Origin of the sequence: Streptomyces sp. NPDC005266, from assembly GCF_040607655.1 — a bacterium.
In the GTDB taxonomy this organism is placed as follows: domain Bacteria; phylum Actinomycetota; class Actinomycetes; order Streptomycetales; family Streptomycetaceae; genus Streptomyces.
The window spans coordinates 13340-32358 of the sequence record NZ_JBEXHC010000004.1; the positions used below are offsets into that span (position 1 = coordinate 13340).

A 19019-nucleotide genomic window follows, 5' to 3' on the forward strand; every position below is an offset into this window, starting at 1 on the left:
GTGCGCATTTCGACCTCGCGTGCGCACGCGGCAGGCCGCCCGGGTCGCCATGCTGGTGACCCTCGGCGGCAGAAACCCACAGAAGTCCAAAAAGCCAGAAATGCCGAGAAGAGGAAGGCCTCTCATGGATTACGAGACGTTCGTCAGCACCGTCTCCCAGCGTTCCGGCCTCCCGCGCGAGCAGGCGGAGGCCCTCACCCACGCCACCCTGTCGACCCTGGCCGAACGGATCACCAGGGGCGAGGCGGACGACCTTGCCTCGGAGCTGCCCAAGGCGCTCAAGGAGTCGCTCATCTCTCCGACCCCGGAAGCCGAGGGCTTCGGGCTCGACGAGTTCGTCAACAGGGTGAGCCGGCGAGCCCAGACCAGCCCGGAGACCGCCCGGGAAGGCGCGGCAGCGGTGCTGAGCACCGTCCGGGAAGCGGTCAGCGGCGGTGAGTTCCGCCATGTCATGTCGCAGTTGCCGAAGGAGTTCGAGGAACTCGTCCAGATGCCGGCCTGACCTGCCGCGCGGCCATGACAACAGACGCGACCGTCGAACAGATCGGCTTCGCCGACCTGGGACTCCGCTCTGAGCTACTGCGGGCACTCGCGGGGCTGGGCTACGAGGAGCCGACCCCTATCCAGCGCGAGGCCATCCCTCCGCTGCTGGAGGGCCGCGATCTGCTGGGCCAGGCCGCCACGGGCACCGGAAAGACCGCCGCGTTCGCCCTGCCGGTGCTTCAGCGCATCACCCAGGACGGCGGTGGAGCGGAGCCGTCGGCCCTGGTCCTGGTGCCCACCCGTGAGCTGGCCATGCAGGCCTCGGAGGCCATCCATCGCTACGGGCGCGACCTGGGCACCCGGGTCCTGCCCGTCTACGGCGGGCAGCCGATCGGGCGGCAGTTGCGCGCCCTGGAGCGCGGCGTCGACGTGGTGGTGGCGACACCCGGCCGGGCGCTGGACCACATCGGGCGCGGGACGCTGCGGCTCGACAGCCTGGCAACACTGGTGCTCGACGAGGCCGACGAAATGCTCGACATGGGCTTCGCCGAGGACATCGACTCGATACTCGAGGGCACACCGCCGGAACACCAGACCGTGCTCTTCTCCGCGACGATGCCGGCGCGCATCGACGCCATGGCCCGGCGTCACCTGCGCGACCCGGTGCGCATCCAGATCGAACGGGAAAAACCGGCCCCCGGTGAGACGCCGCGGGTGCGGCAGTCCGCATACGTCGTCGCACGGGCGCAGAAACCCGCCGCGCTCGGGCGGGTATTGGACGTGGAGTCGCCGGAGGCCACCATCGTCTTCTGCCGGACGCGGGACCAGGTCGACCAGCTCACCGAAACCCTCAACGGACGTGGGTACCGGGCCGAGGCACTGCACGGCGGAATGAGCCAGGAACAGCGGGACCGGGTCATGGGCCGGCTGCGCGGCGGCACCGCGGACCTGCTGGTCGCCACCGATGTGGCCGCCCGCGGGCTGGACATCGAACAGCTCACCCATGTGGTCAATTACGACGTGCCCTCCGCGCCGGAGTCTTATGTCCACCGGATCGGCCGGGTCGGGCGGGCCGGGCGCGAGGGCGTCGCGATCACGCTGGCCGAGCCCCGGGAGCATCGGATGCTCAAGGCGATCGAGCGGACGACTCGGCGGCAGATCCGCGTGGAGAAGGTGCCGACCGTCGCCGACCTGCGGGCTCGCCGGCTGGAACTGACCCGAGCGGCACTGCAGGAGTCCATCGTCGAGGACGACCTCGACCACTTCCGGGTGGTGGTGGAGACCCTCACGGACGAGTTCGACGTGATGGACGTGGCGCTGGCCGCCGTCAAGCTGGCGCATGAGGCAGGGGGCGCGGTGGTCGACGAGGAGGAGATTCCCGAAGTCGCTTTGCGCAGCGGGCGCGGGGAGCGTGAGGGGCGCGGTGGACCGGGCCGCGGGCCGCGGGGAACCAGGGCCCCCGCGGAGGGCATGACGCGCTTGTTCATCGGTGCCGGGCGCAGCGCGGGCATCCGCCCGCAGGATCTGGTGGGTGCCATCGCCGGCGAGTCCCGGCTGAGCGGGCGGGACATCGGCTCGATCGAGATCGCCGACCGCTTCTCCCTGGTGGAGGTCCCCGCCTCCGCGGCCAACGACGTGATCCGCGCGTTGCGGGGCACCACCCTCAAGGGCCGGAAGCCCATCGTCCGGCGAGAGCGCGACCGGGCGGCCTGACCCGCGGCGCCGCACCCGGAGTCACCTCCGGACGGGCTGAAGGGCTGCCGAGGTACGGTCTGTTCACGGTTTTGGACCACCGCGGCACCGGAGAGGGAGAGCGTGGCCCCAGGGCGAGTGACATACACCGTGGACTACGCGACGATTCCGCCGGTCGTCGTCAGCCGGGGCAGCCACGAACAGGGCGACGCCGCCCATGCGGTCGGCCGGCTCTCCCGGAACCACGGGAAGGCCGGCCGCGCGGAGTTCCACGTAGGCGTCCGGGATCCGGTTCACCAGTCAGGGAGCCATGACCACTGACTGGTGCGGGAATGGTGTCTCCGCGGGTTCTCACGACAGACGAGTGGCCCCTGTGGCGAGCGGTCCGCAAGGAGGGCGACCGCGTCGTCCCGGGCTTCGGCCCGGAGAATTACCAGCGCCTGGCCGGGGTGAAGGCCCGGTACGACCCCGCCAACGTCTTCCGGCTCAACCACAACATCAAACCCCGCCCGGCGGACCGTACGGCCGGGGCGGCGACTGCCGGGGCGTAAGGCCGCCCGGAGTCAAGGGGTCCGCACGCGTCCGCCCGCAGGGCACCCTGCGGGTCGCTCAGGCGTCTTCCGGCGCAGTGGCGTCGTGGACCAACAGGGCTATCTGAACGCGGTTGTTGAGGTCCAGCCGGGTCAGGATGCGGGACACATGGGCCTTCACCGTCGGCAGCGCCAGATGCAACTCCTGTGCGATCTCCGCGTTGGTACGGCCGCGCCCGACCGCCCGGGCCACCTCCAGCTCCCGTTCGGCCAGGAGTGCCAGCCGTGCCCGCGCGGCGGTGGCCCGGGCCTCCTGACCGGACTCGCCCGCCACCTGCTCGATGAGCCGGCGGGTGACGGCGGGGGAGAGGACCGGGTCCCCGGCCGCCACCGTCCGGATGGCCGTGACGATGTCCTGCGGCGGGGTGTCCTTGAGGAGAAACCCGGCGGCGCCGGCGCGCAGCGCGGCCAGTACGTGTGCATCGGTGTGAAAGGTGGTCAGGATCAGCACCTCCGGGGCGCCGGGGCGGGCCCGGAGCGCCTCGGTGGCGGCCAGCCCGTCGATGCCAGGCATCCGGATGTCCATCAGCACCAGGCCGGGTCCGTACGCGGCGACCAGCGCCGGCACCTCGGCCCCGTCGGCGGCCTCCGCGACGACCTCGATGTCCTGGGCACCGCCCAGCATCAGACGCAGCCCGGCCCGCACGATCGCGTCGTCGTCGACGAGCAGGACCTGGATCACCCGCGCCCCCCTTCCTCACCTCCGGCCTGCGGCGGACGCGGTGTCCACCGCAGGCCAGGGTAGCCAGGCGGACACCCGGAACCCTCCGTCGGCCGGGCCGGCCCTCAGCTCGCCGCCTGCCAGCCGGGTCCGTTCGGCCAGCCCGATCAGTCCCTGCCCACCTCCTGTGCTCCCGCCCGCACCCGGGGCCGAACCGGGCGGCGGCGTGTTGCACACCTCCACCGTCAGCCGGTCAGCGGGTCCCCTCGCCACCCGTACCGCTATGTCCGCGCCGGGCGCGTGCTTGCGCGCGTTGGTCAGCGCTTCCTGCACGATCCGGTACGCCGTGCGCCCCACCACGGGCGGCGGCGCCGGTTCGTCTGGCGGGCCGGTCAGCTCGATCCGGCCGCCCGCCGCCCGCGCCTCCGCCACCAGCCGGGCCAGGTCCGGCAGTTCCGGCTGTGGCCGCTCCCCCTCCGTGGGCCCCGCGCGCAGCACCCCGATCACCTCGCGCAGATCCCGCAGGGCCAGATGGGCGCTCTCCCGGATCACCCCGGCGGCCCGCGCGATCTCCGCCCGGGGGGCGCTCGAATGGAACTCCAGAGCCCCGGCGTGCACGCTCAGCAGCGACAGCCGGTGCCCGAGCACATCGTGCATTTCACGGGCGATCTCCTCCCGCGCTTCCTGCCGGGCCCGCTCGGCCCGCAACTCGGCGTCCGCCTCGGCCAGTTCCGCGCGCTCCCGCAGCGAGGCGATCAGCTGCTGCCGGGACCTCCGGAACAATCCCCATCCGATGGCCCCGGCGATCAGCGCGAAGTAGGTCAGCGCCGAGCCCGCTCGGTTCTCGGGCATCTCCGGTATTTCCCAGAGAAAGATGGAAAACTGCGCGAAGATCAGCGCCGCGACCCACGCCGTGGCCCGCCACGGCCGGGTCGCGGCCACCGTGAACACCGCCACCATCGCCGGGCCGGTCAGGTAGTGCGCCTGCGTGCCCGCCAGCAGCAGCGCCACCGCCAGCCACACCGGCCACCGCCGCCGCAGCAGTACCGCCGCGCACCCCAGCCCGCCGACCGTCTGATCGGCGGCGCGCCACCAGGGCCCGAAACCCTCCGCTACCGGTACGGACTGCGAGCTGACGGCGGCAAAGCAGGCGGCGAAGAGGAACAGCCCCAGGTCGGCGGCCCAGTCCCGGTGGGTGCGGTGGATGCGGCGCATACCCCGGCAATCTACGCGCGCCCGCCCATGGCCGGGTGTGGGTGGAGCCACCGGATACTTAAGTACGCCCCCTCAGCGGCGGGCGGCCGACTTTGGTCACCACCCGGCCGCCCTGTGCCCGATCCCGGGCCCGGCGCCGCCTGCCTACCGTCGAGCCATGACCTCCACCCCTTCCACGTCGCCCGTGGCCGCCCTGTCGGATCTGCTCTGCTTCGCGCTCATCGTCGGCGGCGGGAGCGGCCTTCTGCACGAATGGCTCGGCTGGATCCACTTCATGGGCTTTGTCCGGTTCCTCGCCCCCGACGGCTACGAGATCTACAGCTACATCATCATGATCGTCCTCGGCCTGGCGGCGGGGACGGCCGGTCATGCGGTCACCCGGCAAGGCCGCGAATGAATTCCTGAGCAAGCGCACCACGGCGTCGCGCCGTTGGCGAGCGCCGAAGCCCCTCGATGCGCGATCCGCGCAGAAATCCAGTGCCTGCACAGCTCTTGACAGGTGCATCAGGCAGCCATCACGGTTTGATGGCTGGTTCACGCAGGGAAAGTTGCGCGAAGCAGTCAGAAAGACAATGACGCCGATGGCAGCCGAGAGGGGAACCCCGTGGCACAGGTGCTCGTGGTCGCTGATGACCTCACCGGTTCCAACGCCACCGGCGCGCTCTTCGCCCGTCTCGGGCTGAGGGCGGTTACGGTCAGCGACCTGGCCCAGGTGCCGCGCTACGCGGACCGCGTCGACGTCCTGGTGGTCAACACCGGCTCGCGGCACTTTCCCGAGGCCGACGGCTACGCCGCCGTGCGCGCCGTCGCCGAAGCCGCCGGCGACGTCTCCCTCGTCGTCAAGCGCGTCGACACCACCCTCCGTGGAAATCCCGGCCGTGAACTCGACGCGGTCGTCGAGGCACTGGCCTCCCGGCACCCGGGGGAGCGGGTCAAGGTGCTCGCCGTACCCGCGTTCCCGGACGCCGGCCGTACCACCGTCGGCGGCATGCACTTGGTGGACGGGGTGCCGCTGACCCGCACGGCGGTCGCCCGCGATCCCTTCGACCCCGTACGCCACTCCCGCGTGGCCGCCGTCCTCGGCGACCAGAGCGCGCTGACCGTCACCGAAATCCCCCTCGACATCGTCGAGTACGGCGCCGCGGCCGTCGCGACGGCGCTGCGCACGTCCGCCGACATCGTGGTGTGCGATGCCACCGAGAACGAGCATCTGCGCACCGTCGCCATCGCCGCCGCCCGGGTGGCGGCCGAGGGCACGGTGCGCTGGGTCTCGCTGGACTCCGGCCCGTTCGGCGCGGCTTTCGCGACGGAACTCGGCATCCGGCAGACCGGCGCCGGCCCCGCGCGCATCCTGGCCGTCGTCGGCAGCGCCACCGAGCGCACCCGTGAACAGCTCGCCAGGACGCAGACCTCGCTCGGCGCGCGCTACGTCGAGCTCGACCCGGCCGACCCGGCCCCCGACGCCGAACGGCTCGTCCGTGACCTGCAACGGGCGGCCGACGCCGGGACATCCATGCTCGGGGTACGTGTCGCACCCGGCGTCGTTCACGACCCGGCCGCCGCCAGCCGCATCCTGCGCTGCCTGTCGGAGGTGGCCGCCCTGGCGGTGCCACGGCTGCGCCCCGGCGGATTGTACGTCTCGGGCGGCGATGTCGCCGCCGCCGTCACCACCGCCCTGGGCGCGGACGGCTTCGCCGTCGAGTCCGAGGTGATGCCGCTCGCGGTGGCCGGTCATCTGATGGGCGGGCCGCACGACGGGCTGCTCTTCGCCACCAAGGGCGGCCTGATCGGCGGGCCGGATGCCACCGCGGCCTGTCTGGAGCATCTGCGGGCCATGTGCACGCGGCGAGAGGCCGCCCGGGCTCCGGAGGAGAAGCGAAGAACCGGCCCCGCCGCCACCGACGCCCGGTATCCCGGCGACTCCCGTCTCGCACCCCATCCGCACCAGTAGCCCCATCCGCACCAGTAGCTAGCCCCATCCGCGCCAGTAGCCCCATTCACACCAGTAGCTAGCCCCATCCGCGCCAGTAGCCCCATCCGCGCCAGTAGCCCCATCCGCACCAGTGGAAAGGCACCACCATGACCAGCCGCCTCCCTGTCCTCGCCGTCACCCTCGGCGACCCCGCGGGCATCGGCCCGGAGATCACCGCCCGGACCCTGGCCGACCCGGACACCGGTGCCCTCACGCACGGCATCGCGGTCGGAGACGCGGCCGTGCTGCGGCGCGCCGTCGCGGTGTGTGGCCTGGACGTCGCCGTGAACACTGTCGGTTCGGTCGGCGAGGCCCGCTTCGAGCCCGGCACCATCGATGTTCTCGACCTCGGCATGGCCGGCGACGACCTGGAGTGGGGCACGGTCAGTGCCACCGCCGGACGCTCCGCCGTGGCCGCCATCGAGGCCGCCACCCGTGCCGCCCTGGCCGACGAGGTCGACGGCATCGTCACCGCGCCCATCAACAAGGAGGCGATCTGGGCCGCCGGTTCGGAGCACCTCGGCCACACCGAGATGCTGGGCGAGCTCACCGGCGCCGCGCACTTCGACACCATGTTCGTGGTCCGCGGACTGAAGATCTTCTTCACCACGCGCCATGTGTCCCTGCGCAAGGCGCTGGACCAGATCACCGAGGAGCGGGTGGCGGACAGCATCCGTCATGCTCTCACCGCGCTGCGCGTCTTCGGCCACCCGGAGCCGCGGCTCGCCGTCGCCGCGATCAATCCGCACGGTGGCGAAGGCGGCCACTTCGGCGACGAGGAGATCACCGCACTTCGCCCGGCCGTGGAGAAGGCCGCCGCCGAGGGATTCGGCGTCGTCGGCCCCATCCCGGCCGACTCGGTGTTCCACCAGGGCCTGCAGGGCCGCTTCGACGGCGTCCTCTCGCACTTCCACGACCAGGGCCACATCCCGGCCAAGACCGTGGACTTCGAGGGGACGGTGTCGGTGACCGTCGGACTGCCGATCCTGCGTACCTCGGTGGACCACGGCACGGCCTTCGACATCGCCGGCACCGGGCAGGCGTCCCCCGCGACCATGGCCGCCGCCTTCCGCGCCGCCGCCGAGTTCAGCGGTTCCAAGGACCGCATCCGGGCCGCCTACGGCACCGGATCCAGCAGCTGAGCAGACCGCCGAACGGTACCGTCCCCTCTCCGCCTCCCCCTCCCCGCCCGCAGGAGCCGTCATGTCCCCGAACCCGGCCGCGCCGCCGGCCACCGGCGCGATACCCGCTCAGCGCTGGAAGTACGTCATCCCCGTCGCCGCCTTCATGTACATGCTGGCTTATCTCGACCGCAACAACATCTCGGTGGTGCTGCCGTACCTGGACGGCGATCTCGAACTCTCCGGCGCCGACCAGGGCCTGGTCAGCGGGATCTTCTTCATCGGGTACGTCTTTCTGCAGATACCCGCCGCGATCCTGGCCCAGCGCTGGAGCGCCCGTAAGACCGTGCTGATCCTGATGGTCGCATGGGGCCTGGCCGCGATGGTCTGCGGACTCGTCCAGACCAAGGCGCAGTTCTACGCGGCGCGCCTCCTCCTCGGCTTCTTCGAGGGCGGGGTGTGGCCGGCCGTGCTCATACTGCTCGCCTCGTGGTTTCCGCTGCGCGAGCGCGCCCGCGCCAACGCTCTGTGGATGGCCTGTCTGCCGATCTCCTCCATCCTCATGGCGCCGCTGTCCGGGGTGATGCTGGACCACATGAGCTGGCGCTGGGTGCTGATCGCGCAGGGTGTTCCGCCGCTGGTGTGGGGGGTGGTGTGGTGGTTCGCCGTCGCCGACCGGCCGGATCAGGCACGCTGGATCTCCTCCGCCGAAGCCGATCATCTGCGGCGCGAGTTGGCCGCCGACGAGGCCGCCAAACCGGCCGCGGGCAGCGGCTCGTACCTCTCCGCGATCCGGCAGAAGTCCGTCCTGGTGCTCATCGCCGTCTACTTCTTCTGGATCACCGGCTTCTACGGCTTCAGCCTGTGGCTGCCGTCGGTCATCAAGACGCTCTCCCACGACGGCTCCGCGACGGAAGTCGGCCTGCTCACCGCCATTCCGTTCACCGCGGCGCTGGCGGCGATGGTGGCGTGCGCGGCCTGGTCCGACCGCACCGGCCAGCGGCGGCAGGCCGTGGCGCTGCCCCTCGTCGTCGGCATCGTGGCACTGCTGCTCGGCCGGACGGTCGACGGGGCGTTCCTCCAGATGGTGTTGTTGTGCGTGGTCGCGGCGGCGGTGTACGCGCCCTACGGTCCGTTCTGGGCGATACCGGGAGAGCTGCTGCGGATCGAGGTGGTGGCGGTCGCCATGGGGCTGATCAACGCGCTGGGCAACCTCGGCGGCTTCGTCGGCCCGTACCTCGTCGGGTGGCTCACCGACGTCACGGGGACGAGCCTGACCGGATTCGCGGTGCTCGCCGGCTTCCTCGCCGTGGCCGTGGCCCTGGTGACACTGGGGCTGAGGCCACAGGCCCCCGGCCCGGCCGCCACCCCCGCCCGGACCGTCGAGGGGGCGCGATGACCGGCGCCCGCCCTCGTACCCCGCACCGCAGTACCGCCCAGCGCCGTGGCGACATGCTGCGGGAGGTGCTCGCCGGCAACGGCGACATCGCCGAACTCGCCGTCCGCTTCGGAGTGTCGGTCTCCACGATCCGGCGCGATCTGCAACACCTGGCCGAAGAGGGCCACATCCACCGCACCTACGGCGGCGCGGTCGCCGGGGAGCACACGGCCGAGCGCACGCTGGACGAGAAGGAGTCCGGCAACCGCGCACAGAAGGAGGCCATCGCCCAGGTCGCGGCCGAGTGGGTCGCGGACGGCGATGTGGTGCTGATCGACGCGGGCACCACCACAGGGCGGCTCGCCCGGCACCTGCGCTCGCGCGACGGACTCACGGTCATCACCAACTCCACCACCGCGCTGCGTCACCTGGCGGACGCACCGGGCGTCGAGCTCATCGTGCTCGGCGGCCGGGTCCGTCGGCCGAACGGGGCGATCCTGGGCCCCGCGGGGGAGGACATGCTGCGGCTGATGACTCCCGACCGTGTCTTCCTCGGCGCCGACGGCGTCCACGCGCGGGACGGCCTCTCCTGCCCGTCCCTCGAACAGGCGCACAACAAGCGGCTGATGGCGCAGTGCGGCCGGGAGGTGTGCGTGCTCGCCGATGCCACCAAGCTGGGCAGCAGCCCATTCCCCTACCACGCGCTGCCGCAGCGGCCCTGGACCCTGCTCACCGACGGCGGAGCCGAACCGGAGGCGGTACGGGAGTTCACCGCCATCGAGCTGTGCACGGTGGTCACCGCGTAGGGTGTGTCGGCTCACCGCTTCCGGGACCGCATGCCGTCCAGCAAGCCATGCAGGTGAGCGGCAGCCGTCTCGATATCCGCGTATTCCTGCTGTGTCCCGCGCGCACTTCAGGGAGAGCACTCCGCCGCAAGTTTCACCGTCGTACGGACCTTCCTCTCGCGCGCTGCCCGCACGTCACACTCCGGAGTGGAGCGCGGCCCCCACCGCGGTCCTGATCAGGCTCGGGTGGGGCCGTACGATGGCGCCCTCGACGAGGACGGTCGGCGTCGAGCTCACCCCGCGTTCGGCCGCCCGCGCGGTGACGTACGGAGGCCAGTCCAGATGCAGGCCATCGCGCACGCACACGGCGAAGGCGTCGGTCAGCCCTACCTGCCGGCCGAGCGCGATCAACTCCTCATCGCTGAGCCCGGGCCCGCCCTCCGGCGGCTGGTTGGCGAAGAGTGTGTAGAGGTACTCCATGAATTTCCCGCCGTCGGAGGCACAGCCCGAGGCGGCCGAGGCGCGGGTGGAGTACCGGCTGGTCGACATGGCGTCAAGGAAGCCCATCGGGTGATAGACCAACGTCACTTGGCCCTCGGTGACCATGGCATCGAGCAGCGGCCCCGACGCCTCCTCGAACATCCGGCAGAAGGGGCACTGGAAGTCGATATACGCATCGATGATCACCGGGCCGTTGCCGACGACGATGCCATCGCCTTCCTCATTGGCGTGAGCCGGCACACGAGCCGGGAGTGGAATCTGCGGGTGCATGGGTCCTCCTCGCGGCTGGAAACGGCGGTGGGGGCTGGACGTCCCGCTCTTTCGCGCCATGCGAGTACCCGCCGTCCGGTACATGACGCCCGGGCCGCCGTGCACTCACGGCGGCCCGGGCACCGCTGCCGCCCGTCGGGGGCGGGTCGCGACGGCGACCCGCGCGGCCTTCGACGTGTGGCCGGCCCAGTGGTTCCGTCGCGCCACGGTCAACGGGCGGCGCTCTTCAGCAGATCCTTTGTCCGGTCGACGAGGGATGCGAACGGCCCCACCACCCACTGAGCCGCGGGAGACCCGGCCACGCCCGGGTGTGGGTGCGTCGGGGCGATCTTCTCCGTCATTTGCAGCTTCGTTCCCATGCTTCGGCGCTTGTCCTCGGGGCACTCCCGCAGCACGGCGGGGAACTCGTCCCGCTCCTCGTGCTCGGCGTGGTCGATGACGGCCTTCTCGAATTCGGCAAGCCTCTTGTCGAATTCAGTGGTTGAGACGTCCATTTTCTCGAGCTCGGCGAGAACCTTGTTCGCTTCCTTCTCTTCCTTGTTGCGGGCGCTGGCCTCCTGCTCACCGGCGGCTTCCTTCGCGACCGGGCGCAGAATCATCTCCTCGCCGGTCTCGTGCACCGCCAGAAGGGCCCGCAGCTCATCGAAAGCCTGCTGCTTGTGCCGGCCCTCGGCAGTCCTCACATCCGAGAACAGGTCACGGATGCGAGCGTGCTGCTCAAGCAGAATGGCCACCACATCACCCTTCGGCAGCTTGGCCGCCTCCGCACGTTCGGTCTGCGCACTGCTCATGACGCTGCCCTCCGTTTTTCGATGGATGCCCCGCCATAGGGTGACCAGAATCGGGCGGCGGAAACCGGTGTGTCAGCTGATTGGTTCCCTGGACCATGGGCACCTCATGGCGAGGCACGACGGAATGGAGCATGGTGCTCGAGTCTGTGAAGGGAAGGATTTGGTCATGGCGAAGCCCAACCCCACCGACCTGCAGAAGGCACTCAAGAACGCGAGCTATCCGGCCGACAAGGAGTCCCTGGTGGAACGCGCCAAGGACAACGGGGCGGACCGTGAGCTCGTCGACCAGCTGTCCCACCTCAAGAAGGGCCGCTTCGAAGGCCCCGACGACGTCCAGAAAGCCGTGTTCAAGGGGTAGTGACCCCCGCCGCATTGCGGATGACACGGCGCGTGGCGACCGTCGCTCACCGTGTTCGGAAGGTTGCTCACTGGGGCTGTCCGGCCTCCGTCCATGGTCAGGACAGCACCAGTGAGGAAACCGGCTCAACCGGTCCAGTCCTCGTACGGGTCATGGGGCGCCGGGACGGGCCTGACCCGGCTGATGTCGAGGAACGGGATGGCGCCGCCGTTGACGGGGTCCTTGGTGCGTTTGGCGGTGTAGGTGCCGGTGACTTGGACCCAGGTGTCGGGCTGCAGAACCGGAGGAATTCGCCCGGACAGGCCGATCTTGATGGGCTGGGCGTCGGCGGCGCAGCAGCTGAGGGTCATCCGGACGAGGTAGGGGTCGCCGCCGCGGTCGAGGGCGAGGAAGCCGGTCAAGGTGACCCGCCGGTCGCCGAGCGAGCGTCCGTGGTCGTAGGCCGCACGGCCGGCGTAGTCGGCGACGCTGAGCCGGAGAGGCGCGCCGGCGGGGAGGGCGGGGAAGCCCCAGGGCGGTTGCAGGGCCGTGCCGGTGCGCATGGCGCTGTAGGAGCCCAGCGCGGGCGGGGCGACCAGGATGAGAGCGAGCAGGGGCAGGACGAGGAGCCAGGAGATGCCGGGCTCGCGGTGGGCGTGGCCGCCGTGGTCGGCGTAGTGCTCAAGGTGCTCACGCTCGGGCCGGCTCTCCCGGCCCTGCTCGCTCTCCTCGCTCTCCTCGCTTTCCCGACTCTCCCGGGCCGCGCGCGCCCCGCGCAGTTCGTACCAGACGGTGGCGATGGCGGCGGCGATCAGCACGACGCCGGCCACGAGCAGCAACGGGCGCAACCCGGCCTTGACGTAGCGCAGATAGAGGTCGGTGAAACCGGCGTGCAGCAGCGCCACGCCCAGGAGGAACAGCACGGCTGCCTGCGCTTGACGATTCACAGCAGCACCGCCCCGACCAGGGCCGACACCAGGATGGCCAGGGTGAACGTGACGGGAGCGAACCGCAGCGCGAATCGGCGACCGAACGTGGCGGCCTGCATGGCGAACAATTTCAGGTCGATCATCGGGCCGACGACGAGAAACGCCAGCCGGGCGGTGAGCGAGAACTGCGACAGCGACGTGGCCACGAACGCGTCGGCCTCCGAGCAGATCGACAACACCACCGCGAGGATCGCCAGGGTGAGGATCGACACCACAGGGTTATCGGCCGCGGTGTGCAGCCAGCTCGCCGGTACGGCGGCCTTGAGCGTGGCCGCCGCCATCGCGCCGACGACGAGAAAGCCGCCGGCGTGCATCACATCGTGCCGTACGGATCCCCAGAACGCCGCCCCCTTGCCGGGGCCGTCGAACGACGGATGGGCCGGTGGTCGCAGCCAGTCGGTCCGGCCCAGCCGCTGCCACAACCAGCCCATCGCGCACGCCACGAGCAGACTCGCCACGAATCGGGCCAGGACCATCTGCGGCTGTCGGGGAAACGCGACGGCGGTGGCGGTCAGCACGATCGGGTTGATCGCCGGGGCGGACAGCAGAAACGCGAACGCCGCCGCAGGGCTGACGCCCCGGCGCACCAGCGCCCCGGCCACCGGCACGGAGGCACACTCACAGCCGGGCAGAACCGCCCCGGCCACCCCGGCCACCGGCACCGCCAGAGCGGGCCTCTTCGGCAGCGCGCGGGCGAAGAAGGACGGGGGGACGAACACCGCGATGACCGCCGACAGCAGCACCCCGAGGACGAGGAAGGGCAGGGCCTGGACGATCACCGCGACGAACACGGTCATCCAGCTCTCCATCACCGGCGCGGACAGCGACCGGCGGATCGGCCCCTGCACGGCGACCACCAGGAGCAGGAGCATGATCAGGACGAGGGGCGAGTTGAACCGCCAACTCCGCGATTCGTCCGCGTCGCGGTGGTCAGCCCGGGGCGGGGCTGCCTTGGTGGTGGCCACGGGTGAGGTACCTCCGGTGGGGGACTGACTGCGTGGGCTGGTTGCTCTTCACCTTCAGTACGCCCGTTCAGGCCCGGCTGCTCACCTTGGTCTCCCCACCTTCGTGTGAGTCCTGCGGTGCGCAGCTCATGATCGTGACACCGCTCTCGAAGGCCCTACCCGAGACGACGTGGTAACGCCCGAGTGAGGAGGTGGACTCGCAGAGCGGGATGCCGGTGCCGAACGTCGGCGGCCATCCGCTCAACTAGCCTGATCCGCATGGCGACAGAACGGGTGCGCGGCAGTGCCGGGCTCTGGAACCCGGGCCCGGCCCGGAGGCTGCGGGTGGTGACCGAGATCCCCCCGGGCACGGCACGGATCGATGTGCATGTGTCCTCCGGCCCGGACTTCCCCTACTTCCGGGTCCGGTTCGCCGACGGATCCTGGCTCGGCATGCGTTTCCGTGGATCCGGGGACAACGCCATGCCGGCTCTCCGGGTATGCCACCGCTTCAACTTCTTCGGTCCAGGTACCGCCGTCTGAGGGAACGCCTGCGGCTCGGTGCGCGTGCTGTGGCCGCGCAGCGTGTCAGTCTGAAGGGTGTGCGCCTTCGGCCTCGGAGTACCCCCGTGGGAAACACCAGCCCTTTGACCGGACGTCTCGCCGTCGTGACCGGTGCCGCCCGCGGTCTGGGTGCGGGCATGGCCCGGGAGCTGGTGCGGCACGGCGCGCGCGTGGTGCTCCTCGGCCGGGAGGAGGAATCCCTCAGGAGGGTGGCGGACTCGCTCCCCGGCGAAGCGCACTGCTTCGAGACCGACGTCACCGATGACGGCACGATGGCCCAGGTGGCCGGGCGGGTCCAGGACCGGATCGGCCGGCCCTCGGTGGTCGTCGCCAATGCGGGCGTGGCGGAAGGTGGCCCGTTCGGGGAATCGGACCCGGCCACCTGGCGGCGGGTCATCGAGGTGAATCTCATCGGCAGCGCCATCACGGCGCGGGCCTTTCTGCCCGGCCTGCTGGCCACACGCGGGTACTTTCTGCAGATCGCCTCAACGGCCGCCTTCGGTTCAGCGCCCATGATGAGCGCGTACTGCGCCTCAAAGGCCGGTGCGGAGGCCTTCGCCCAGTCTCTGCGTGCCGAGCTCGCCCACCAAGGCGTCGGTGTCGGCGTCGGTTACCTGAGCTGGACCGGCACCGACATGATCCGCGACGCGGACCAGTACGGGGTGCTGAGGGAACTGCGGGCCCATATGCCGCCACCGGCCAGACGCGTCTACCCCGTCGAAACGGTGGCCGCATGGATGGTGGCGGCCATCGAACGCCGCGCTCCCACCGTCTACGCGCCGCCCTGGCTGCGCCTCACCCAGCTGGTACGCCCCGCGCTGCCGCCGCTGGTCACCTGGCTCTCCAAGCGCGAGCTCCCACGGCTGGCCGACCGGACCCGCTTTGAAGCCACGGGGCTCCTGGGTGCCGGTGGCCGCGCGGATCAGACGGCCACCGCGGGCGGCACACGCCGGAGCCCGCGGTGCGACTGAGGAGAACTGGGCGAAACCGGTGGCCGGCGGTTACGGCGGCGAACTGGTCCGCCTGCGTGCACTGCTCGCCCGCGCACACGGTCCCGGACACCAATCCGCGCCAGGGCCACAGCATGCCCGGCATGGTGACGGAGGAGGAACCGCACACCATCAAAGACGTCGCTCACCCGGCGCGGCCACCTCCCCGTCCTTCCGGGGCACAGGTTATGGGCCGCGAATGATGGGGACCCGGGATGCGGCCTTGTCAGCGGACGGGGAGAGTTGAAGTCGGCTGAGAGGCGGAAAGAGAGGGAGAACCATGCCCGCAGGATCCAGTCGAAAGCGTGAACGACAGTACGAGCACATCAAGGAGGGCGCGGAGAAGCGCGGGACGTCCACCGGTCGTGCCAAGGAGATCGCCGCCCGTACCGTCAACAAGGAACGTGCCCGCTCCGGAGAGTCCCGGTCCGCGAGCAAGACCTCGACTCAGGACAGGAAGTCCGCTCCGCAGCGCGGTGGCGAGCGCTCGCACAGCGGCTCGAAGGGCCCGACCCGGGACCAGCTGTACAACGAGGCCAAGCAACGGGGGATCGAGGGGCGCTCGAACATGAACAAGGAGCAGCTGGCCAAGGCTCTGGGCCGCTGACCTGCCATAAAGAGTGACATAGGTCATTTTCGAGGTCTTTTGTTCCGAGGTACGGTGGCCGACGCCTACCCACCGGTACCGAAGGAGCGGCCTCGCTTGTCCCTCGACCTGTCACCCATCGTGGCGGCCACCGCACAGTGGCTGGTACGCGCCTATCCAGCGGCTGAGGGGGCCATGAATGCCGCGCTCGCCGACGCGCAGGCGCGGCAGGCCGTGACGGTGGCCGCCTGGCTCCGGTATCCGACGGCGACCGATGCCGCGCTGGCGGCGATGGCCGGGCCGGGCGGCTCAGCCAGGCTGGACTGGGCCGTGGGGGCGGACCTGGCGGAGCCCCAGGAGGGCGACGCCTGGCGCACCTGGGTGGACGAGACCGTGGCGAGCTGGGCGGCGAATCTGCTCACCTCTCCCGACCTGGCGGCAGCGGCGATCGCGGCACTCGCCGACGGCGAGCACACCACCGCCTCCCCGGTCGAGTTCCGCCGTCTGACGGCCCCCGACGAGTACGACCGCCGCGCGGCGCCGTTGCTGCGCCATCCGGACCTGATGGCGCCTGTTGCCGATCTTCACCGTGCGCGGTTGCTGGAGCGACTGGCGCTGTCCGCGCCCGTCTGATCAGCCGTCCTTGCCCATGGCCTTGCGGACGGTGTCGCGGGTGCGGTCGATCATGGCTGCCACCGGGCCCAGCGCGATGTTCTTCGCCCCTGTCTCCACGCCCGGATGCGGGCGGGTGGGAGCCATGGCCTCGGCGGCCTTGACGGCTTTGGCCATGGTGGCGAGCTGCCCGGGATCCGTCCGCCGTCGCAGCTGGGTGAACTCGTAGCGCTCCTCTGACCGTGCGTGTTCCATGACGTCCGTGCGCAGCTCCATGAGCAGAGGCAGGAACCGGGGGTCCTCGGTGCCCATCTCGTCGAGCCGGCTGAGCTTTTCCTTCGCCTCCCTCTCCTCCCGCAAGCGCTCCTCGACCACGCCGTCGCCACCGTCGAAGGACCGACGCGCCACGGGATGGACGACCTCCTCCTCGGCGGTCTCATGGACGGCCAGCAGGCGGACCAGTCTGCGGAAGGCATCCCGCCGGTCGTCGCCCGTGGCCCGCTCCACCTCGTCGAAGAGGTTGCGGATGTCGCCGTGCTGGCGCGTCAGCATCGCGACCACATCGTCCTCGCCGCCGACGGCATCGCTTCCGGATCGGTCTGTCACGGTGTCCTCCGTAGGGCTGGGGTTCGATCAGTCGCGTGAGCGCAGGGACGGCACCGGGTGCTCGCCCTCGGTCTCCAGCCGGTACTCCCGGCCGAACATGTCGCGATGCTGCTCCATCACACGCTCGCTCGGCGGCTGCTCGCTGTCGTGGAGCTGCGCCTGCATGCGCTGGAAGCGCTCATGGGCTTCGCGTACGTAGCCCGAGCCGAGAGTGGTGAGGTCCACCTGGGTGGCCAGCAGCTCGCGGAGGTACGCCTTGTTGGGCTCGAAGGTGAGCACATTCGGGAACTGAGGGGCGAGGACCTCCTCGGGCTCGCGCCCGTCGTTGCGGCGCATGAGGTCACAGGCGATCCGCAGGTGCTCCAGCTCCATGTTGAGGTGCAGCTCCCAGATGGACTTGACCTTCGGATCCGGCTCCTGCTCCATGAAGGAGTAGTAGAGGTAGCACTCGTTGTACTCGTGGTTGACCAGCTGTTCCCACCAGGTCTCGCCCGGGTCGACCAAGGACTCGTAATGGGTGACGTGCTCTTCCTCGATGAGGCCGATCTCCTGGTAGAGCTGTCTGGCGATGGGCTCCATGTACTGCGGGCCGACGTTCATGTAGAAGTTCATCGTCTGCTGCTCCGCCGCCATGATGGTCAGCGCATGGAGTTTGGACAGCGGGTTGACCTGGTGACGATCGTAGGGATCGCGGACGTTGTCCACCGGATGGCGATGGTGGAGCTTCGTCGGCCGGCCCGGCATGACCTCGGTCAGTCCCTGGACGATCTCCTCCGCCTTACGGTGTTCGATCATCTCGTACAGGTTGGCGTAACGGTACAGATGGTCGAAATCCTCCAGGACACCGAACTCGTACGCCTGCGTGAGATACGGATCCGGCTCCATACGGGCCACCCACGCGGTCAGGTCCACCGCCACCTGCTCATAGGCGATCGTCGTCTCCAGGACCGACGCCACGCCGGGCAGCAGCCAGTTCACCACCCTCTGCTGCTGCGCCTCGGCGTAGCGGGTGCTCGCCAGCTGCCGCCTCACCTCCTGGTCGGGGCAGTGGCGGGCCATATGGTGGCTGAACATGATCGCCTCGACCTCGATGCCGTTCATCGCGATGATCCGGCACCGCGTGTAGGGGTCGCAGCGGTCCGGATCGATCGGGGAGACATCCAGCTCACGCCAGTTGCGCACCTGGCGGTCCAGCGGGATGCCCCGCTGCTCCAAAGGGTTGAAGGACATACGGGCTCCTCTGAGGCGGAAGTCAGATCTGTACCCGTTGGCCTGGGCCGCAGCGTGCGCGGCTGGCACATTCCCTCGATCGGCTCAGTCCGCGCTGGACCCCTCGACCAGGACGCGTACGGTGCGCAGGCCCGGATCGGCCGCGTCGGGAAGGTTCATACCGGCCTCCACACCGGTGCGCAGGTAGTCCAGGACAGGCTGCTTCAGGCGTTCGCCGGGCAGCACAGCCGGAATGCCCGGCGGATACGGCGTGACCATCTCGGCCGCCACCCGGCCCACCGCACGGTCCAGGGGTACGTCCTCGACGGAGCCGAAATAGGCGTCCCGGGGAAGCCGGGACTTGTCCATCCGCAGCCCGGCCGGGGCCGGCACGGCCACCTCCGGTGTGGGCCGCAGTTCGTCCGCGTGGTCGACGAGGTCGCGCAGCGCGGTCAGCAGCGCGTCGGTCGTCGAGTCATCGTCCGCGTGGGTCAACTGGGTGCTGATGCGCCGGTGGTCGGCCAGGTGCGCGTCGACGTGGTGGTGTTCCCGGTTGCGGACCTCCGGGTCGGCGCCCCGGCCCTGCTTGTGGCCGGGTGGGGTGAAGGGCAGGTGCCCACGCCCGTGATAACGGGCCAGGGCCTCCAGAACGGGAACCTCCGTGTGATCCATGCCGGTCGGGTTCCCGCCACCCCGAGAGGAGAAAAGGGCGAGCGCGAGGGCA

The 19019-nt window shown here is 70.5% G+C and carries 21 protein-coding genes and 2 pseudogenes; 14 read left to right on the forward strand and 9 right to left on the reverse strand.

Annotated elements, in window-relative coordinates; all coding sequences use genetic code 11:
• Positions 1-124 precede the first annotated feature (124 nt).
• The 4 genes and pseudogenes from ABZU99_RS09080 to ABZU99_RS09095 form a co-directional block, all read left to right on the forward strand.
• Positions 125-502 carry a DUF2267 domain-containing protein gene (locus ABZU99_RS09080; protein WP_356049469.1) on the forward strand — a complete coding sequence of 126 codons (378 nt, stop codon included), beginning with the start codon at positions 125-127 and terminating at the stop codon, positions 500-502.
• 14 nt (positions 503-516) lie between these two features.
• Positions 517-2196, forward strand: a complete 1680-nt coding sequence (locus ABZU99_RS09085; RefSeq protein WP_355942138.1) for a DEAD/DEAH box helicase — start codon at positions 517-519, stop codon at positions 2194-2196.
• 117 nt (positions 2197-2313) lie between these two features.
• A complete protein-coding gene (locus ABZU99_RS09090) occupies positions 2314-2496 on the forward strand; it encodes a hypothetical protein (protein WP_356049471.1) in 183 nt (60 codons plus the stop codon).
• Positions 2497-2567: 71 nt separating this feature from the next.
• Positions 2568-2726: pseudogene (locus tag ABZU99_RS09095) on the forward strand (BBE domain-containing protein); the annotation flags it as partial.
• Positions 2727-2784: 58 nt separating this feature from the next.
• Here ABZU99_RS09095 and ABZU99_RS09100 read toward each other — a convergent pair.
• Both ABZU99_RS09100 and ABZU99_RS09105 read right to left on the reverse strand, forming a co-directional pair.
• Positions 2785-3447 carry a response regulator transcription factor gene (locus tag ABZU99_RS09100; RefSeq protein ID WP_355942135.1) on the reverse strand — a complete coding sequence of 221 codons (663 nt, stop codon included), beginning with the start codon at positions 3445-3447 and terminating at the stop codon, positions 2785-2787.
• 15 nt (positions 3448-3462) lie between these two features.
• Positions 3463-4641: a histidine kinase gene (locus ABZU99_RS09105; RefSeq protein ID WP_356049473.1), complete on the reverse strand. Its 1179-nt coding sequence runs from the start codon at positions 4639-4641 to the stop codon at positions 3463-3465.
• A gap of 157 nt (positions 4642-4798) precedes the next feature.
• Here ABZU99_RS09105 and ABZU99_RS09110 point away from each other — a divergent pair, with 157 nt between their 5' ends.
• The 5 genes from ABZU99_RS09110 (at position 4799) to ABZU99_RS09130 (ending at position 9918) form a co-directional block, all read left to right on the forward strand.
• Positions 4799-5038 carry a hypothetical protein gene (locus ABZU99_RS09110; protein ID WP_356049475.1) on the forward strand — a complete coding sequence of 80 codons (240 nt, stop codon included), beginning with the start codon at positions 4799-4801 and terminating at the stop codon, positions 5036-5038.
• Positions 5039-5245: 207 nt separating this feature from the next.
• On the forward strand, positions 5246-6592 hold the full coding sequence (locus tag ABZU99_RS09115) for a four-carbon acid sugar kinase family protein (protein WP_356049477.1): 1347 nt from the start codon (positions 5246-5248) through the stop codon (positions 6590-6592).
• Between the two features lie 128 nt (positions 6593-6720).
• Positions 6721-7755: a 4-hydroxythreonine-4-phosphate dehydrogenase PdxA gene (gene pdxA, locus ABZU99_RS09120; protein WP_356049479.1), complete on the forward strand. Its 1035-nt coding sequence runs from the start codon at positions 6721-6723 to the stop codon at positions 7753-7755.
• A gap of 61 nt (positions 7756-7816) precedes the next feature.
• Positions 7817-9133 carry an MFS transporter gene (locus ABZU99_RS09125; protein WP_356049481.1) on the forward strand — a complete coding sequence of 439 codons (1317 nt, stop codon included), beginning with the start codon at positions 7817-7819 and terminating at the stop codon, positions 9131-9133.
• Positions 9130-9918, forward strand: a complete 789-nt coding sequence (locus tag ABZU99_RS09130) for a DeoR/GlpR family DNA-binding transcription regulator (RefSeq protein ID WP_356049483.1) — start codon at positions 9130-9132, stop codon at positions 9916-9918. Before ABZU99_RS09125 ends, ABZU99_RS09130 begins: the two co-directional genes overlap by 4 nt.
• Before the next feature lie 174 nt (positions 9919-10092).
• Here the strand turns inward: ABZU99_RS09130 and ABZU99_RS09135 are convergent, their stop codons facing one another.
• Together ABZU99_RS09135 and ABZU99_RS09140 are read right to left on the reverse strand one after the other, a co-directional pair.
• Complete coding sequence (locus ABZU99_RS09135; protein ID WP_356049485.1) at positions 10093-10668, reverse strand: thioredoxin domain-containing protein; 576 nt, start codon at positions 10666-10668, stop codon at positions 10093-10095.
• A gap of 209 nt (positions 10669-10877) precedes the next feature.
• On the reverse strand, positions 10878-11459 hold the full coding sequence (locus ABZU99_RS09140; RefSeq protein ID WP_355942111.1) for a hemerythrin domain-containing protein: 582 nt from the start codon (positions 11457-11459) through the stop codon (positions 10878-10880).
• A 166-nt stretch (positions 11460-11625) separates the two neighbouring features.
• Between ABZU99_RS09140 and ABZU99_RS09145 the strand changes: the two genes are divergently transcribed.
• Positions 11626-11817 (forward strand): DUF2795 domain-containing protein, encoded by a 192-nt coding sequence (locus ABZU99_RS09145; RefSeq protein WP_355942108.1) that lies wholly within the window; start codon positions 11626-11628, stop codon positions 11815-11817.
• A 125-nt stretch (positions 11818-11942) separates the two neighbouring features.
• Here the strand turns inward: ABZU99_RS09145 and ABZU99_RS09150 are convergent, their stop codons facing one another.
• A complete protein-coding gene (locus ABZU99_RS09150) occupies positions 11943-12743 on the reverse strand; it encodes a TIGR03943 family protein (protein ID WP_356049488.1) in 801 nt (266 codons plus the stop codon).
• Positions 12740-13750, reverse strand: coding sequence for a permease (locus ABZU99_RS09155; protein ID WP_356049490.1), 1011 nt, complete (start codon positions 13748-13750; stop codon positions 12740-12742). Before ABZU99_RS09155 ends, ABZU99_RS09150 begins: the two co-directional genes overlap by 4 nt.
• Positions 13751-14008: 258 nt before the next feature.
• Here ABZU99_RS09155 and ABZU99_RS09160 point away from each other — a divergent pair, with 258 nt between their 5' ends.
• The 4 genes from ABZU99_RS09160 (at position 14009) to ABZU99_RS09175 (ending at position 16501) form a co-directional block, all read left to right on the forward strand.
• Positions 14009-14272, forward strand: a complete 264-nt coding sequence (locus ABZU99_RS09160; RefSeq protein WP_356049492.1) for a hypothetical protein — start codon at positions 14009-14011, stop codon at positions 14270-14272.
• Between the two features lie 104 nt (positions 14273-14376).
• Positions 14377-15264 carry an SDR family oxidoreductase gene (locus ABZU99_RS09165; RefSeq protein WP_356049494.1) on the forward strand — a complete coding sequence of 296 codons (888 nt, stop codon included), beginning with the start codon at positions 14377-14379 and terminating at the stop codon, positions 15262-15264.
• A 298-nt stretch (positions 15265-15562) separates the two neighbouring features.
• Positions 15563-15889, forward strand: a complete 327-nt coding sequence (locus ABZU99_RS09170; protein ID WP_355942096.1) for a plasmid stabilization protein — start codon at positions 15563-15565, stop codon at positions 15887-15889.
• A gap of 96 nt (positions 15890-15985) precedes the next feature.
• The gene (locus tag ABZU99_RS09175) at positions 15986-16501 is read left to right on the forward strand and encodes a hypothetical protein (protein ID WP_355942093.1); all 516 of its coding nucleotides are present in this window, start codon (positions 15986-15988) and stop codon (positions 16499-16501) included.
• On the opposite strand, the gene ABZU99_RS09180 is transcribed toward ABZU99_RS09175, so the two are convergent.
• The 3 genes and pseudogenes from ABZU99_RS09180 to ABZU99_RS09190 all read right to left on the reverse strand — a co-directional run.
• Complete coding sequence (locus tag ABZU99_RS09180; RefSeq protein WP_356049541.1) at positions 16502-17032, reverse strand: hemerythrin domain-containing protein; 531 nt, start codon at positions 17030-17032, stop codon at positions 16502-16504.
• 81 nt (positions 17033-17113) lie between these two features.
• Positions 17114-18316 carry a hypothetical protein gene (locus tag ABZU99_RS09185; RefSeq protein ID WP_356049496.1) on the reverse strand — a complete coding sequence of 401 codons (1203 nt, stop codon included), beginning with the start codon at positions 18314-18316 and terminating at the stop codon, positions 17114-17116.
• Between the two features lie 84 nt (positions 18317-18400).
• Positions 18401-18847, reverse strand: a pseudogene (locus tag ABZU99_RS09190) (ornithine decarboxylase); the annotation flags it as partial.
• Positions 18848-19019: the final 172 nt, after the last annotated feature.